Origin of the sequence: Piscinibacter defluvii, from assembly GCF_004011805.1 — a bacterium.
GTDB lineage: Bacteria > Pseudomonadota > Gammaproteobacteria > Burkholderiales > Burkholderiaceae_C > Piscinibacter > Piscinibacter defluvii.
Genome location: NZ_RCHJ01000026.1, coordinates 71,484 through 86,693 on the forward strand (window position 1 = coordinate 71,484; position 15,210 = coordinate 86,693).

Sequence of the window (15,210 nt, forward strand, 5' to 3'; positions counted from 1 at the left end):
CGGGCACCATGGAAGCGAGCGAGCAGGTCCCGCTGATGCGGCTGGAAGGGCTGAAGAAGTCCTTCCTGAACGGCGCCGTCGTCGCGCTGCGCGGCGTCGACCTGACGATCGAGCGCGGCAAGGTCCATGGCCTGCTCGGCGCCAACGGCGCCGGCAAGTCGACCCTGATCAAGATCCTCTCCGGCGCCTTCCCCGCATCGGGCGGCCGGATCGTCTGGAAGGGACAGCCGGTGCAGTGGTCGTCGCCGAAGGAAGCCAACGTGATGGGCGTCGCGACGATCCACCAGCACATTCCGCTGGTGCCGACGCTCTCGGTGCTCGAGAACGTGTTCCTCGGCGATGACGGACCCTGGCGGCGCGACACGTCGTACCGCAGCCGCTACGACGCGCTGTGCGAGCGGGTCGGCTGCCGGATCGAGCCGGACACGCTGGTCGCCGACCTGTCGATCGGCCAGCGCCAGATGGTGTCGATCTTCCAGGCGCTGGGCACCGGCGCCGAGCTGATCGTGATGGACGAGCCCACCGCCTCGCTGGCCAGCGACGAGCGCGAGCTCGTCTATGCGACGGTGCGGCGACTCTCGCGCCTGGACAACAAGGCGATCCTGTTCGTCTCGCACTTCCTCGACGAGGTGATGGCGCTGACCGACTGCCTGACCATCCTGCGCGACGGCCAGGCGGTGCTGCGCGCGCAGACCTGCGACATGGACGAATCGCGCCTGGCCGAGGCCATCGTCGGCCGTCAGCTGGTGGCGATGGAGCGCGCCGAGGTGACGCCGCATCCGGCCGATGCGCCCGTGGTGCTGGAGCTGCGCGAGCTGGCCTCGCCCGGCAAGCTGGCGCCGATCTCGCTGACGCTCGCGGCCGGCGAGGTGGTGGGCATCGCCGGGCTGCTCGGCTCCGGTCGCAGCGAGCTGCTGCACGCGATCTTCGGTGCCGACCCGCAGGCCAGCGGCGAAGTCGTCGTCGGCGGCCGACCCATCGCGCGCTCCACCGGCGCCGCAGTGAAGGCCGGCCTCGCGCTGGTGCCCGAAGACCGCAACCGCCAGGGCCTGGTGCCGCTGTTCGAGGTCTGGCGCAACACGACGCTGCCGGCGCTCGAGAACATCTCCTGGCGGCGCTGGCTCCCGGTGCGCCTGCTGGAGCACGCCCGCGGCGCCGAGGCGATCCGCCGGCTGAAGATCAAGGCGCCGTCGCCCGACGCGCTGGTGACCGAGCTGAGCGGCGGCAACGCGCAGAAGGTGACGATCGCCAAGTGGCTGTTCAGCAACGTGAAGGTGCTGCTCCTGGACGAGCCCACCGCCGGCATCGACATCGGTGCCAAGACCGACATCCTGCGCCTGGTGCGCGAACTCTCCGCCGCCGGCATGGCGGTGGTGATCGTCTCTTCCGAGTTCGAGGAGCTGCTCGCGGTGAGCGAGCGCATCCTCGTGATGCGTGACGGACGGTGTGTGGCCGAGCGCCGGCTCGACGACACCTCCGAGCACGAACTGATCCTGCTGGCCGGCGGGCTCACCCCCCAGACCGCCGCCGCATCGACTGAACGGCCATGGCACTGATGACCCAGCAACTACCCACGACGAGCACCTCGGCCGCCCCCGGTGCCCGGCCCGCGGCAGCGGGCGCCGGCCCCGACTGGCGCCGCCTGTTCGGCCTGCGCGAGATGGGCGTGTACTACGCGCTGCTGCTGCTGGTGCTGATCCTCGCGGTGGCCAGCGCCTACACCGGGCGGGTGAACTATCTGAGCCTGCAGAACGTCACCAACGTGCTGCACCAGTCCTCGCTGACGGCGGTGATGGCGATCGCGATGACCGTGATCCTGATCACCGGCAACTTCGATCTCTCGGTGGCGTCGGTGGCTGCGCTCGCAGCGGTGCTGCTGATCGGCCTGGCCGACCGGCTCGGCTTCTGGCCGGCCGCAGGCGTCGCGATGCTGGCGGCGGTGCTGGCCGGGCTGCTCAACGGCTCGATCGTGCAGTACCTCGGCATCAACGCCTTCATCGTCACGCTCGGCACCCTGACGGCCATCCGCGGCATCGTGCTGATCTACACCGACGGCCGCTCGCTGTCGGTGGAGGACACCGACGTCATCGCCGCGATGCGGGCCTTCGAGTCCGGGCGCATCGCGGTGGGCACACCGCTGCTGGTGATCGGCGCGGCGCTGTTCGTGGCCGGCGTGCTGGGCGCCATGCGCCTGCGCCGCGACGGCCGCGCGTTGTCGCCGGCTGCCATCGGCATGAGCGTCGGCGGGCTGGGTACGCTGGCCGCGGGCTGGTTCGGCGGGGCCGAGCTGTCGGTGTCGAAGTCGGTGATCTACATGGTGATCTTCGCGAGCATCGTCTGGTTCGTGCTCAGCTTCACCACCGTCGGCCGGCGCGTCTACGCCGTCGGCGGCAACCCCGAGGCGGCGCGGCTGTCGGGCATCAACGTCAATCGCTACCGCATGGCCGCCTTCATCCTGTGCAGCGCGGCGGCCGGCTTCGCCGGCGTGCTGTTCGCGAGCCGGCTGCGCTCGGTCAACCCGGCCGCGCTGCAGGGCGCGGAACTGACCGTCATCGCCTCGGCCATCCTGGGCGGCACCTCGCTCTTCGGCGGTGCAGGCAGCGTGGTCAAGACCCTGGCCGGCGCCCTGCTGCTCTTCACGCTGACCAACGGCTTCAACATGCTGAACCTCGGCGCCAACTACCAGGGCCTGATCGAAGGCGCGGTGATCGTCATCGCGGCAGCCATCTACACCGTCGGCGGCAGCGGGCGCAAGGCGCACTGACACCCCTCCCAGGAGAACACGAACATGGCTCAACTCGACGGCAAGAACGTGCTGATCACCGGCGCCCTGGGCACCATCGGCCAGGCGATGGTGGCGCGCTACGCGCAGGAGGGCGCCCGCATCATCGCGCTCGACCGCCCCGGCCTACCCGATGCGCAGGCCACCCTGGACAAGATCGCCAAGGGCGTGCGCTACTTTGCCTGCGACCTGAACAAGCTCGCCGAGCTGGAAGTGGCCGTCGGCCGGCTGTCCGACGAGGTCGGCGGCATCGACGTGCTGGTCAACAACGCGGCGCTGGTCATCTTCAAGACCTTCGAGAAGTTCAGCATCGAGGAGTACGAGGACCAGGTGCGCGTCAACTCCACGGCCTGCTTCGTGCTCGCCCGTGCCGTCAGCAAGGCGATGATCGCGAAGAAGTACGGCAAGATCGTCAACGTCACCTCGCTGACGCTCACCGGCCGCTGGGAGGGCTACGTGCCCTACATCGCCTCCAAGGGCGCGCTGTACGGCCTGATCAAGGGCCTGGCACGCGAGCTCGGCGCACACTTCATCAACGTCAACGGCATCTCGCCCGGTGCGGTGGTCTCCGAGGCCGAGTTCCGCGACCGCGGCGACAAGCGCGAGGAGTACCACCGATGGATCCTCGAGAACCAGAGCATGAAGAAGCGCATCGAGGCGGTGGACATCGCGAACCTCGCGGTGTTCCTCTCCACCTCGCAGTCGGACCTGATCACCGGCCAGAACATCCAGGTCGACGGCGGCTGGTGAGCCGCCTGCCCGCGGAGGCCTCCATGGCACGCCACGAACCGACGCTCTTCGCCGACGACTTCGTCTTCCTCGAGGCGCCGCGCTGGCATGCCGGCCGCCTGTGGGTGTCGGACGTGTTCGACCACCGCGTCTACGCACTGGGCCCGGATGGCGCGCGCGAGCAGATCTGTTGCGTGCCGCACCGCCCTTCGGGCCTGGGTTTCCTGCCCGATGGCACGCCGATCGTCGTGTCGTCGAAGAACCGCAAGCTGATGCGCATCGATGGCACGTCGATCGTCGAGTACGCCGACCTGTCCGCCCACGCGGCGGGCGACGTCAACGACTTCGCGATCGACCGGCACGGCCGCGTCTACGTCGGCAACTTCGGCTACGACTACGACGCCGGTGAGCCGCGCCGCAACACCGACATCCATCGTGTCGACCCGGACGGCTCGATCCGGGTGGCCGCCGGTGGCGTGGAGTTTCCGAACGGCTCGGTGATCGTGAACGACGGGCGCACGCTCGTCGTGGCCGAAACCTGGGCCGGCCGCCTGACCGCGTTCGACATCGACGAGCAGGGCCTGCTCGTCGGGCGACGCGTGTTCGCCGAGCTCGGCGCGCGCGAGCCGGACGGCCTCTGCGCCGACGCGGCCGGCGGCCTCTGGGTCGGCTGCTTCAACACCGGCGAGTTCGTGCGCGTGCTCGACGGCGGGACGATCACCGACGTCATCGCCTTCGACGGCCGGGGCGTCTCGTGCACGCTCGGCGGCGCGGACGGCCGCACGCTGTTCTGCACCGTCTATCGAGGCACGGTGCCGCAGCTGGTGGCGCTCGAGCGGCGCGCGGCGGTCTTCAGCGTGCCGGTGGCCGTCGAAGGTCCGTCACCCTGGTGACGCCGTGAAGGGGATCGTCTTGTGCTCATCGATTGATCGCAGTGGCCGACGTTGGCGCCATGCGGCTTGGCTCGGGCTGGCGACAGCGCTCGCGATCGGCAGCGTGGGCAGCCTGGCCGCAGGCGACCCCCGACGCGAACAGGCTGCCCCGGCGGCCCAGGAGAAGACCCGGATGTGGATGATCATCGGCGGCGCGCAGCGCTTTGCCGTGACGCTGGAGGACAACCCGACCGCGCGGGCGTTTGCGCAGATGCTCCCGTTGACCCTCGACATGCCCGACCTGAACGACAACGAGAAGCACGTGCGGCTGCCGCGGAGCCTGCCGACCAACGCGGTACGGCCGGGAACGATCCGGACGGGTGATGTGATGCTTTACGGCAGCGACACCCTGGTGGTGTTCTACAAGACCTTTCCGTCGAGCTACAGCTACACGCGAATCGGACGCGTCACCCAGGTGCATGGGCTCGTGGAGGCATTGGGGCCGGGCAGCCAGCGCATCGGGTTCGCGCTGGACTGACATAAACATTCGGCACCGGATGCTGGCAGCCAGCCCGAGCAGCACGCGCTGCGCGGCATTCGCGGTCGCGCCTACCGTTCTGCGGCGTCGGCGAGCACCCGGTCCAGTGCTTCGTGCACGCGCCGCGCCGCGTCGGGCTGGCCGCCGCGCGCCAGCACCTGCGCCACCTCGCGCAACTGCTCCGGGCTCAGCCCGACGTTTAGGCTGACGCGGATGTGCGACTGCATCTGAGACTCGACGCCCGGCATTGCCGCCAGCATGCCCACGGTCGCCAGCTCACGGCTTTGCCAGTCGAGGTTGTCGCGCGCGAAGATGTCGCCGACCAGATGGGTCTTGAGGTATTCGTCGATCGCGGGCGCGAACTCGAACAGCGGCCCCCTGACCGGTGCGCCGATCAGTTGGGTCTGGTTCGCGGTGCCCAGCGCGAGCAGCGCCTTGCCGGTGGGGATGGGGGTCACGGGTTCACGACCCGGCGCGTCCTGCACGCCGCGCTGGCGGCGCGCCTCCAGCACCTTCATCAGCTCGCCGAGGGCGTTCAGGCTGCGCGGGAAGCCGGCATAGGCGTAGAGCTGAACCAGGATCTCCTTGGTGTCGCTGATCGTCAGCCCGGCGTCGAGCCCCTGCGCGAGCGCGGCGCCCAGGCGCGGCATGTCGCCCACGGCCGCCGCCGCGGTGATCGGTGCGATCGCCTGCTGCCGGGCGGACAGGGCCCTGGGAGGGGGCATGGTCGCGGGCTCCTGGGGCGTGGCCGACAGCGCCGGTTTCGACACCGTCGCGGCGACCGCCGATGCCGCCGCAACGAACGCGCGGCGCGTCATCCGCTCACTTGCCGTGGTACTGCTCATCGCTCACCTTCTCCATCCGGTCACGTACTTTCCTTCCGACGTGGTCAGGCGGGTCGGTTCAGTGACTTGTCGAAGAAGGCGGCGATCGCATCGAACGGGATCTTGTCCATGCGGTCGTACAGATCGACGTGGCTGGCGCCCTTGATGATCATGAGTTCCTTCGGCTGCGCGGCGGCCGCGTAGGCGGTTTCGCTGAAATAGCGCGAATGGGCCTTCTCGCCATGGATGAACAGGATGGGGCGCGGCGAGATCTCCGCGATGTGGGTCATCAGCGGCGTGTTCATGAAGGACAGCGGGGTCGTGAGCGTCCACGAACTGTTCGAGTTGATCGCTCGCGGATGGAACCCACGCTGGCGCGACTTGTAGTAGTCGGCGTAATCGACCATGAACTGAGGCTCGCCGCCTTTCAGTTCGTTGTAGACAGGGCCGAGTGCCGGGCTTCCCTTCTCCGCATCCTGCCAACGCTGCCGGCTCAGTTGCTCCAGCGTCTGCGCGCGCTGTTCGGCCGTCACGCTGTCGTTGTAGCCCTTGGACATGACGCGCGACATGTCGTACATGGTGCTGGCCACCACGGCCTTGACGCGCTTGTCCACCGCCACGGCATTCAGGGCGATGCCGCCCCAGCCGCAGATGCCGATGACGCCGATGCGCTCGCGGTCGACGAAGGGCTGCAACCCGAGGAAGTCCACCGCGGCGCTGACATCCTCGGTGTTGATGTCCGGCGAGGCCACGTGGCGCGGCTCGCCGCCGCTTTCGCCGGTGAACGAGGGGTCGACGGCGACGGTCACGAAGCCCCGCTCGGCCATCGTCTGCGCGTACAGCCCCGACGATTGCTCCTTCACCGCACCGAACGGGCCGCTCACGGCCAGCGCGGCCAGCTTGCGGCCGCCGGCGTTGCGGGGCACGTAGAGGTCAGCGGCCAGCGTGATGCCGTAGCGGTTCTTGAACGTCACCTTCCGGTGATCGACCTTGGCACTCTTCGGGAAGGTCTTGTCCCAGGCCTGAGTCAGCTGCATGGCAGGGCTTCCTGTTGAAGCAGCGGCAGTGTTCGCCACGGCCGCTCGGGGGTTGACGAGCGCAGCGGCCACAGCCGCGGCGGAACCTTGAAGAAAATGCTTGCGAGACAACGAGGTGTTCATGGGGACGGCTCCGGAAGATTGAACGTGTGGCACCCCGGGCGGCTTGCCGCGGAGCAGCTGTTGATGCATGCCGGTCATTCTTCCGGTCCGGTCCTTCGAGGGGTAGATCGTTCCTGCATGGTTCTTGCCCGATCCTCCACGAAGCGGGACTCGCCTACCGGACTCGGCTACCCTTCGTCGTCGTTCACGTGGCCATCCCCATGCAGATCTCCTCCGAGAAACACCGTCGCAGCCGCATCGCGAAGATGCAGGCCGAGGTGGCACGGGTCATCGACCGACACACGCAGGGCATGGCGGACTGCGCGACTCCCATTCCTGCTCTCACTCTCTTCCGTCGCGAGGCGCCGGCGCGCCCGGTTGTCTGCATGATCGAGCCCAGCATCGTGATGGTGGCCCAGGGCGCCAAGCGACTGCTGGTGGGCGGCGAGGGCTACGCCTATGACGCCGAGCGCTTCCTGACGACTTCGGTCGACTTGCCGGCCAATTCGGAAGTGATCGAGGCCTCCACGGGCAAGCCTTGCGTCGGCCTGGGCCTCAGGCTCGACATTCGCTTGCTGGCGGAACTGATCGCCCAGGACGGTGACGCACTGTCGTCGCCGCGCTCGCCCCGCTCGCCGCGGACGAGCGTCGGTGTCGGGTCGATCACCGAGGCGTTGCTGGACCCCTTCGTTCGCCTGCTGGCACTGCTCGACGAACCGGCGGCCATTGCGGTGCTCGCCCCGTTGATCCAGCGCGAGATCCACTACCGGCTGCTGGCCACCGACCAGGCGGCACGGCTGCGGCAGATCGTCGCTGTCGGCAGCCAGAATCATCGCGTGGCCCGCGCGATCGACTGGCTGAAGCTGCACTACGCCGAGCCCCTGCGCATCGACGAACTGGCCGTGCGGGTACAGATGAGCCCGTCGAGCCTGCACCACCACTTCAAGCAACTCACCGCGATGAGCCCGCTGCAGTACCAGAAGTGGCTGCGGCTGAACGAGGCGCGGCGCCTGATGCTCAGCGATGGCACCGATGCCGCGACCGCGGCGTTCAACGTCGGCTACGAAAGCCCGTCGCAGTTCAGCCGTGAGTACGCACGGTTCTTCGGCGCGCCGCCGCGGCGGGACGTCGAGGCGCTGCGGCCGTCGGTTGGCGGCCTGGCGTCGCGCGGGGCAGCGGCAGCGCGGCGTCAGCACCCGACCAGCACCGCCCGCGCCGCGGGGTCGCGCGCGACCTGAACGTCGATCATGCCCGGCATGGTGCCGATCGACTGCAGGTCATCACAAGAAAAGGGGGGCTATCGACGACGCGCCGATGCTCTCGTCCAACCGGGGTTACTTGGTCGTCTCCGGGATCGCCACAATCCGCGGCTTCTTGGTCGGCAGTCACTCCCGCGCGATCTGCGTCGGTGCGGCAGTGTGGCGCAGCGCTCGGCGGCCAGCTTCTTCGGCGCAATGACCAAGGCATGGTTGGCTTGGTTCGGTGACTGTTGCACCCCGACAGCGACCACTTGGCCCCGCGCCGACTGCCGAGCTGAGCGACTGCCTGGTAGCGGCGAGGGTGAGTCGATTCTGCAGGGCGGACGGACCGCCGCCGCACAGCTGCCAGTCCGATGATGGCAACTTGCAGGACTTCTTTCCGCTGGTTCTTTCCAGCCTTTGACCTGCAGACGCGGGCACCGTGGGCGGTGAGGACCTTGAAAGTGAAACCCTTCGTTTCGGCGGTGCGTGTCTTGCGAGATTTCCTGGGCTAGCGCGAGACCCGGTGACACCTCCCGGGGCGCATGCCCTGCTCGTAGAGCCCGTCTTCCGCACCTGCATGCACAGCGGCACGATGCGCGCATGCGCCAGCCCCGGCCCCGATCGAATTCGACCCAGCTTGACCTGCTGTGCGACGCACCCGCGCGCCCGCCCGCCGAGCCGCTACGTGCCAAGCCCGAACCAGCGACCTCATCTAAGGGCCGCCCGTGCTTCGTTCCCATCGCGCAGATCGACGAAGACCCTGCGAACCCGCGCGCCGGATTCTCCGGTGAAGAAATAGAAGAACTGGTAGCCGACATCCGGATGCGCGGCATCCTGGTGCCGCTGGTGGTGCGTCCCGTCGATGCAAATGGCCGCCACATGCTTCACTTCGGCGCCATGCGACTGCGCGCAGCGGCCCTTGCGGGCTTACAGGAAGTTCCGGTGATCGTCCGCGATGCGCCCACCGATCGCTATGCGCAGGTGGCTGAGAACCAAAGACGTCACAACCTCTCGCAGCTCGATATGGCGCGCTTCATCCGCGACCAGATGGATGCAGGCGACTCGCAGACGACGATCGCTAGGCAGCTCGGGATGAACCTGACCACTGTCGCGCATCACCTGTCGCTGCTGGAATTGCCGCCGGTGCTTGACGATGCGCTGAAGCTCGGCCGATGCACATCGCCTCGAACGCTCCACGAGTTGAGCAGGCTCCACGATCGGCAGCCCGAGCATGTCAAGCAGTTGCTCGAAGGGTCGGCGGCCATCACGCGCGAGGCGGTGGCGACTCTGCGCGCTCGAGTGGACCCGGCCAGCACATCCCGCTCGACGCGGCTGATCGCGCAGGCGATTGCAGCATGCGACCGGTTGGAGAAGCTGCTCGCTCTCATCGAGCTACCGGCGACCGAGGGTGACCGCGCCGACTTGGCGGATCTGCACGCGAAGGTGTCGGCGCTATCTGGCTGGTCGGCCCTCGGGTCTGACCGTCAGACCCCATGAGGCCGGTGCGCGCTTGCCTCGGCGGCGCCTATGCGTCGCTTTGGCGTCGCCTGTGCGTCGCTTTCGGCTCGGATACGGCTCACCCTTGGTTCACCCTTGATCCGGCTTCGGGTCACTTACGGATCAGTCTCGGCTCACCAATTGGTCAGTTCGCGCATATTGTGGGTGAGCTTGCCGTCCGAAGGTTCGCGACAGAGAAGTCGAGCAGCGCCAAGAGACTCCTTTCGAATGTAGGGCAGGATAGGCAGGCCGCCACAAAGTGGATGCCATGCTGCGTGTGGCATCGGTGGATTCGCCATGGCGGGCTCATCGCGTGACCGCGTGACGATCGACCTGCGCGGCATCGGCGATGCCGTGCGGACTGCCGCGACAGGGCGGGGGCAGACCGTCGCCGCCTTCGCCCGGCAGGCACTCGTCGCAGCCACCGGCCCCAATGCGCCCGCAATGGAGCAGCTCGACGTGCCGGCCTCTCCTTCGCGCAGCGTCGCCAAGCTCCACTTGCGCATGGACGAACGCGAGGCACAGGTGCTGATCTTCAAGGCCCGCGCGCTGGGGCTGAGCTACGGCGAGTACGTCGGCCATCTCGTGACCGGCACGCCCCTGCCGGCACCGGTGGCGCAGCGTGACGCCGACCGCAGGGCGTTGCGGCAGTCGTGCGACCAGCTCGCCGCGCTGGCCGGCGACATCAATGCGCTGATCCGGCTGCTCCGCCTGGCCCAGGGTGCCGAGGCGGCACGCCAGTTCGGCGACCGCATGTGCGGCCTCGAGGCCGACGTGCGGCGGCACATCGACCTGGCCTCTCGGCTGGTCGCCGACCCTGAGGACATACGATGACCGTGAACCGCATCGACGGCGTGCTGGTGCAGTGGGGCGACCGGCTCTTCTACGGCTCGAACCGGATCGTCCACGGCCGCACGCCGGTCCTCGGCGGCCCTGCGGTGCAGGCGCGAGCGAGCGCCGTGCGTCGCCGCATCCAGGCCATCGTAGTCCGGCATGCGCCGCAGGTGATGGTCAAGGTGACCGGCGGCGGCCGAGGGATGGGCGCGATCGCGGCGCACCTGCGCTACATCAGCAAGTCGGGCCGGTTGCCCTTCGAAGACGACCGCGGCGTGGTGCGCGATGGGCCCGAAGCCTTGCGTGACCTGCTCGATCAATGGCGCTGCGGCGGTGGTCGCATCCCCGAGCGCAGCGAGCGGCGCGAGGCGTTCAACATCATGCTGTCGATGCCGGCCGGCACGAAGCCCGAGATCGTGCGCAACGCGGCGCGGGAGTTCGCCGCGGCCGAGCTGGGCAACCACCGCTTCGCGATGGTGCTCCACACCCACCAGGCCAACCCCCATGTCCATCTGGCGGTCCGCGCGGAGGGTCGGGATGGGCGGCGCCTCAACCCGCGCAAGCAGGACCTGCGGCGCTGGCGCGAGGTGTTCGCGGAAAAGCTGCGTGGCTGGGGCATCGAGGCCGAAGCCTCGTCCCGGGTCACGCGCGGCAGCCGCCATCACAACGAGCGCCTGTGGCGGCGCAAGGCGCGGGAGCAGGGGCGGGCCACGGAGACTGGCAGCACCGAGACGAAGCTGACCCCGTCCCGGCGCCACGCCGCGCAGGCCTGGTGCGAGATCGCCAAGGCGCTCGCGTCCTCCGATGAGCTGGCGGACCGCGAGTTGGGCCGGGCGGTCGTCGACTACGCCCGCTGGCTGCCGGGCGTGCGCTACAAGCCGCCGGAGAAGCAGCCTCAGCGGGAACTGCCGGGGCTGGAGCGCACGATGCCACAAAAGGCGCGCCCGGATCCCGGCTGGGAGCGCTGAGGCTTGGACGCTGGGCGGCGTCGCGCGTTTCGACTCCTCGGATGAAGTGTCGATTCGTCCGAGGGCTTGAACCGTGCTCGGGGCCGACGCCGATCCGTTGTCCTCGCCGCCGGACGGGCTCGGGGGGGCAGGCCGCTGGGGGCAGCCTGCCCCGGTTCGTCAGCATGAGGCGTCGCGCGCAGCGTCAAGGGTGCGCTGGCGCCGGGCTGCGCCCGCCCTTGACTCCGCGCACGGCGCGGAGCCGTCAGGGTGTCGGAATGCCGATCTGAGCCGCGCGTTCGCGCAGTCGACGGACCACGACTGCGAGATCTGCGGCGTCCAGCCGGTTCTTGCGCAGGAAGGCCGCCCATTGCGTGCGCTTGCCGGCATCGGCGCCGAAGGCGTCGCTCAACCCCATCGGCAGGTCGGCCGGCAGCGGTGAATGCCGGCGCTCGAAGGTCGCGGCAACGGCGCGGCGCAATTCGCCGTCGTCGACCGCATCGTCCTGCAGCAGCAGGTCGAGGTCGAAGTAGTCCTTCATTCGGCTGTTCGTGATGCCGAGAACGCAGATCGCGTGCAGCTTCTCGGCCACGACGGTGGCTTTCGGATAGACGCGAAGCGGTGCGGTCGGCACGTCCGGCAGCAGGCTCGGGTAATCCATCGTCGGCGGCGCCGGCGTCACGGCGTCCCCGTAGCCGACATCGACCTGCAGCGCGATGCGCGCGTGGTCGAGCGTGGCCTGCAGGTCGACCCGCACGCCACCGTAGCGGGCTTCCTTTCGAATCGTGTCGACGCGGACGGATGCAGCGTCGAACTGGATGCCGTCGTCCGCTGGCATCGCGCAGATCGCGCGGAACACCTCGGCCAGGAGCTGTGGGTCGTCGGGGCCGAATCCGAGCAGGTCTGCATCGCGGGTCGGGCGATGGGGCTGGCCGTACCAGAGCGCGAAGAGCAGAGCGCCCTTCAGGACGAACTGGCCCGCGTGCTCCGAGGTCGCGAGGCGATACAGCAGCCGCTCGATGCCGTAGCGCGTGAGGACGAGGTTGAAGTCCTCCTTCGTCGTGTCGGCACGCTGCTTGAGCCGGGCCCGGATCGACGCAGCACGGTTGCCGGTCATGCCGTGATGGCCTCGATGTAGGGCCGCATCACGCGCGTCATGCGGCCTGCCTCGGCATGGCGCCACAGCTCGTCGATGCTGAACTTCCGCTTCGACCAGCCGTCGCGCAGCGCTTCGATGGCGACGTCGACGCCGATCTTGTTGCGGAAGCGGAAGGCATCGACCACCGTCTTGGCAGCGCTGAACACGGGAACGGCAACACCGTCCACCTTGATGTGCTGGACCCCGTCGCCGAGGGAACGGTCGGACATGCGGACGATGCGCAGCTGCGGCTGCGCAAGCCTCGGCACGGCGGCGCGGTGCGGGAGCGCGAGCCACACTTCGAAGGGCGCCTGCGTGCCGATGCCATGCACGCGAAGTGCCGAGAGCAGACAGACCACGCCCTTGGGCACCCGCAGCGCCACTTCGGCCAGCGACCGGTGCTCGCTGACGGATGCCCCCGGAAGCCCGTACATCCCGCGCGCGAGCCGCTCGAGCTTTCCGGCCTGCACCAGGCGCGTCAGCGCCACCGTCGGCAGCCCGTGTGCGGCCAGGTCACGGGCGCGCAGCAGTCTGCGCAGCTTTGCCAGGCGCAGCACTTGGGCTTCGTGCGTCGAACTCGAGAGAGTCATGTGGATGTTGCAAAAGCTAGGAGATTATCTCTTAACTCCGATAAAACACAACGGCGCAACGGCGCCTGAACCTGATGGTCGCGTCACGTCGACCCGCTCACCAGTCGCAGTCGCCGCGCCAGCGCCGCCTCGATGGCAGCGCCCAGCTTCGCCCAGGCCTGCTTCGTCTCGTCGGCGTAGTCGTGCTTCAGGTAGTGCCGCCGGACTCGGCTGCCGGCGAGCACGTGGTTCTGGCAGCGGTCGATCACGTCGGGCATCACACCTAGCGCTTGCATCATCGTCGCGCCGGTGCGGCGCAGGTCGTGCGGCGTCCACTCGCCGTTCTCGCCGCCCGACAGCACCAGGCTGTTGTCGTTGCGCCGGTTGCGCAGGGCCTTGCGCCGCTTGAAGCGGTGTTGGCGGTCGCCGACCTGCTTGCTCACCGACTTCACGTCCACGTGGGACTCGCCGTCGCGGCCGGGGAAGCACCAGCGCGTCTTGCCGGTGCGTGTCTGCAGCGCGCGGAACTGGCGCAGCGCGAAGGGCGACAGGTAGACGAAGTGATCGCGCTTCTTGCCACGCGAGCCCTTCACGTTCTCCTTCGGCACGAACCAGGTGCCGGCCTCGAAGTCCACATGCCGCCACTCGGTCATCAGCAGCTCGCCGATGCGGCACAGCGTGGACAGGCACAGCCACAGCGCGGCCTGGGTCTCGGGCTCGACGGGGCGCGCGGCACGGCGCTTGTCGGGCGCGTCGTCGTGGTCGCGTGCCATTTGCTCGAAGCGGTCGCGCAGCTCGCGGATCTCGTCGTCGTTCAGCACGCGCGAGCGGATGTTGCTCAGGTCGTAGTCGGCATCGACGATCTTCGCGATCTCGACCAGTTCGGCGGGGTTGCCGTCCTGCAGCAGTCGGCGCCAGGGCTGGCGCTTCTCGGCCCAGCGGAACATCTGCTTGATGTTGCGGTGGACCTCCACTGCCGTGCGGTTGACGCCACGGGCCACCAGCGCACGCAGCACGCCGCGCACGTCGTGCTCGGTCACCATGCGCACGGGCTTGGCGCCGAGCGCCGGCAGCAGGTCGCGCTCGAACGATCGCTTCAGCGCCGCATTGCCGTCCCGGCGCAGCACGCCGTCGCGGATCCACTGGTCGTAGAGGTCCTGCACGGAGGCGTCCTCGGCGCGGCGACGTTCCTCGGCCGCGAGCGTGGCCTTCACCTGCTCGCGCGCCTCGATGCGGTCGGCCTCGCGCTTGGCATTCGGGTCGAGGCCGCGCCGGAGCGTCTCGCGGGCGTCGTCGCGTGCGCGGCGGATCGCGTCGAGCGACGTCGCCGGCCAGGTTCCGCAGTAGTGCCAGGCCTTCTTGCCGTCGCGCTTGTACTCGTAGCGGAAGTGCACGCGCGGCGCGCTGTCGCTGGCGATGGAGCGCACGGCGCCGACGAGTCCGTCGCCGTCGCGCAGCGCGTCGCCGCGCCAGTCCGGCGGGATGGCTTTCAGCTCCGCCACGGTCCACTTCCGGCCGCGGCCCGACTTGGGGTAGCGGGTCATCTCGCACTTCTCCAGGGGTCCACCCAGGGGTCCACCGGGAACGGGATTTTGCGGGCAAATCCGGGATGGACTGAGATGAAGTGTAGAGACTAAGCTATTGATCTACAAAGGAATTTGCAGTCCCAGAAGATCCCGGGAGGTCTCGTTCTAATGCGCTACGAACCAAGGGGTCGTGGGTTCGAATCCTGCCAGCCGCGCCAGAACATCGTTCTAGATCAACGGGTTAGCTCCGCAAGGGCTAACCCGTTTTTCTTTGCTGGGTGACTTTTGGGTGACTTTGGGTGACTTTCGCCCTCCAGCGCCACCCGCTTCGCCTCTTCATGCTCGCGCCGCAAGGTCGCCAGGCTCTTGTTCCAGCGGCCTGAGTCTTCCTTGATCTTCTCCAGCGCCGCGTGCAACTCGACGATCTGCGCCACGCTGTAGTGGCGGGTCATCGACGCGTTGCTGTGCCACAGGATGTCGGCCACCGTGCTCTCCGGCACGCCCGCTTCGCGCAGGCGCATGCCCACGGTGTGGCGCAGGTCGTGCACGTGCAGGTCGGGCATGCCGGCCTCGC

15 protein-coding genes are annotated in these 15,210 nt (G+C 68.7%); 9 read left to right on the forward strand and 6 right to left on the reverse strand.

Annotated elements, in window-relative coordinates; all coding sequences use genetic code 11:
• The first annotated feature begins 8 nt into the window (after window positions 1–8).
• From D9C15_RS28880 to D9C15_RS28900, 5 genes are read left to right on the forward strand one after another with little or no spacing between them, the layout of a single operon-like run.
• Window positions 9–1,556 carry a sugar ABC transporter ATP-binding protein gene (locus D9C15_RS28880; protein WP_128002711.1) on the forward strand — a complete coding sequence of 516 codons (1,548 nt, stop codon included), beginning with the start codon at window positions 9–11 and terminating at the stop codon, window positions 1,554–1,556.
• Complete coding sequence (locus tag D9C15_RS28885; protein WP_240668637.1) at window positions 1,547–2,764, forward strand: ABC transporter permease subunit; 1,218 nt, start codon at window positions 1,547–1,549, stop codon at window positions 2,762–2,764. The genes D9C15_RS28880 and D9C15_RS28885 overlap by 10 nt, the downstream gene beginning before the upstream one ends.
• Before the next feature lie 24 nt (window positions 2,765–2,788).
• The gene (locus tag D9C15_RS28890) at window positions 2,789–3,532 is read left to right on the forward strand and encodes an SDR family oxidoreductase (protein WP_128002713.1); all 744 of its coding nucleotides are present in this window, start codon (window positions 2,789–2,791) and stop codon (window positions 3,530–3,532) included.
• 23 nt (window positions 3,533–3,555) lie between these two features.
• A complete protein-coding gene (locus D9C15_RS28895; RefSeq protein ID WP_128002715.1) occupies window positions 3,556–4,404 on the forward strand; it encodes an SMP-30/gluconolactonase/LRE family protein in 849 nt (282 codons plus the stop codon).
• A 4-nt stretch (window positions 4,405–4,408) separates the two neighbouring features.
• Window positions 4,409–4,921 carry a cyclophilin-like fold protein gene (locus D9C15_RS28900; RefSeq protein WP_240668638.1) on the forward strand — a complete coding sequence of 171 codons (513 nt, stop codon included), beginning with the start codon at window positions 4,409–4,411 and terminating at the stop codon, window positions 4,919–4,921.
• Between the two features lie 71 nt (window positions 4,922–4,992).
• Here the strand turns inward: D9C15_RS28900 and D9C15_RS28905 are convergent, their stop codons facing one another.
• Together D9C15_RS28905 and D9C15_RS28910 are read right to left on the reverse strand one after the other, a co-directional pair.
• Window positions 4,993–5,766 (reverse strand): carboxymuconolactone decarboxylase family protein, encoded by a 774-nt coding sequence (locus D9C15_RS28905; protein ID WP_128002717.1) that lies wholly within the window; start codon window positions 5,764–5,766, stop codon window positions 4,993–4,995.
• A 44-nt stretch (window positions 5,767–5,810) separates the two neighbouring features.
• Window positions 5,811–6,905, reverse strand: coding sequence for an alpha/beta hydrolase (locus D9C15_RS28910; protein WP_128002719.1), 1,095 nt, complete (start codon window positions 6,903–6,905; stop codon window positions 5,811–5,813).
• Between the two features lie 200 nt (window positions 6,906–7,105).
• Here D9C15_RS28910 and D9C15_RS28915 point away from each other — a divergent pair, with 200 nt between their 5' ends.
• The 4 genes from D9C15_RS28915 (at window position 7,106) to D9C15_RS28930 (ending at window position 11,424) form a co-directional block, all read left to right on the forward strand.
• Window positions 7,106–8,122: an AraC family transcriptional regulator gene (locus D9C15_RS28915; RefSeq protein ID WP_128002721.1), complete on the forward strand. Its 1,017-nt coding sequence runs from the start codon at window positions 7,106–7,108 to the stop codon at window positions 8,120–8,122.
• A 603-nt stretch (window positions 8,123–8,725) separates the two neighbouring features.
• Window positions 8,726–9,622, forward strand: coding sequence for a ParB/RepB/Spo0J family partition protein (locus D9C15_RS28920; protein WP_128002723.1), 897 nt, complete (start codon window positions 8,726–8,728; stop codon window positions 9,620–9,622).
• A 321-nt stretch (window positions 9,623–9,943) separates the two neighbouring features.
• Window positions 9,944–10,456 (forward strand): hypothetical protein, encoded by a 513-nt coding sequence (locus D9C15_RS28925; protein WP_128002725.1) that lies wholly within the window; start codon window positions 9,944–9,946, stop codon window positions 10,454–10,456.
• Window positions 10,453–11,424, forward strand: coding sequence for a relaxase/mobilization nuclease domain-containing protein (locus tag D9C15_RS28930; protein WP_128002727.1), 972 nt, complete (start codon window positions 10,453–10,455; stop codon window positions 11,422–11,424). Before D9C15_RS28925 ends, D9C15_RS28930 begins: the two co-directional genes overlap by 4 nt.
• 244 nt (window positions 11,425–11,668) lie before the next feature.
• Here the strand turns inward: D9C15_RS28930 and D9C15_RS28935 are convergent, their stop codons facing one another.
• The 4 genes from D9C15_RS28935 to D9C15_RS28950 all read right to left on the reverse strand — a co-directional run.
• Window positions 11,669–12,520 carry a nucleotidyl transferase AbiEii/AbiGii toxin family protein gene (locus tag D9C15_RS28935; RefSeq protein ID WP_128002729.1) on the reverse strand — a complete coding sequence of 284 codons (852 nt, stop codon included), beginning with the start codon at window positions 12,518–12,520 and terminating at the stop codon, window positions 11,669–11,671.
• Window positions 12,517–13,131, reverse strand: a complete 615-nt coding sequence (locus D9C15_RS28940; RefSeq protein ID WP_128002731.1) for a type IV toxin-antitoxin system AbiEi family antitoxin domain-containing protein — start codon at window positions 13,129–13,131, stop codon at window positions 12,517–12,519. The genes D9C15_RS28935 and D9C15_RS28940 overlap by 4 nt, the downstream gene beginning before the upstream one ends.
• Before the next feature lie 83 nt (window positions 13,132–13,214).
• Window positions 13,215–14,654: a tyrosine-type recombinase/integrase gene (locus D9C15_RS28945; protein ID WP_128002733.1), complete on the reverse strand. Its 1,440-nt coding sequence runs from the start codon at window positions 14,652–14,654 to the stop codon at window positions 13,215–13,217.
• A 215-nt stretch (window positions 14,655–14,869) separates the two neighbouring features.
• Window positions 14,870–15,210, reverse strand: a 341-nt coding sequence (locus tag D9C15_RS28950; RefSeq protein WP_205854938.1) for a tyrosine-type recombinase/integrase, incomplete at its 5' end; no start/stop codon positions are given.

Bases quoted from the DNA above. Each gene is read 5' to 3' on its own strand.
- D9C15_RS28880 (WP_128002711.1), top strand. From the start codon at position 9: ATGGAAGCGAGCGAGCAGGTCCCGCTGATGCGGCTGGAAGGGCTGAAG.
- D9C15_RS28885 (WP_240668637.1), top strand. From the start codon at position 1,547: ATGGCACTGATGACCCAGCAACTACCCACGACGAGCACCTCGGCCGCC.
- D9C15_RS28890 (WP_128002713.1), top strand. From the start codon at position 2,789: ATGGCTCAACTCGACGGCAAGAACGTGCTGATCACCGGCGCCCTGGGC.
- D9C15_RS28895 (WP_128002715.1), top strand. From the start codon at position 3,556: ATGGCACGCCACGAACCGACGCTCTTCGCCGACGACTTCGTCTTCCTC.
- D9C15_RS28905 (WP_128002717.1), bottom strand. From the start codon at position 5,766: ATGAGCAGTACCACGGCAAGTGAGCGGATGACGCGCCGCGCGTTCGTT.
- D9C15_RS28910 (WP_128002719.1), bottom strand. From the start codon at position 6,905: ATGAACACCTCGTTGTCTCGCAAGCATTTTCTTCAAGGTTCCGCCGCG.
- D9C15_RS28915 (WP_128002721.1), top strand. From the start codon at position 7,106: ATGCAGATCTCCTCCGAGAAACACCGTCGCAGCCGCATCGCGAAGATG.
- D9C15_RS28920 (WP_128002723.1), top strand. From the start codon at position 8,726: ATGCGCCAGCCCCGGCCCCGATCGAATTCGACCCAGCTTGACCTGCTG.
- D9C15_RS28930 (WP_128002727.1), top strand. From the start codon at position 10,453: ATGACCGTGAACCGCATCGACGGCGTGCTGGTGCAGTGGGGCGACCGG.
- D9C15_RS28935 (WP_128002729.1), bottom strand. From the start codon at position 12,520: ATGACCGGCAACCGTGCTGCGTCGATCCGGGCCCGGCTCAAGCAGCGT.
- D9C15_RS28940 (WP_128002731.1), bottom strand. From the start codon at position 13,131: ATGACTCTCTCGAGTTCGACGCACGAAGCCCAAGTGCTGCGCCTGGCA.
- D9C15_RS28945 (WP_128002733.1), bottom strand. From the start codon at position 14,654: ATGACCCGCTACCCCAAGTCGGGCCGCGGCCGGAAGTGGACCGTGGCG.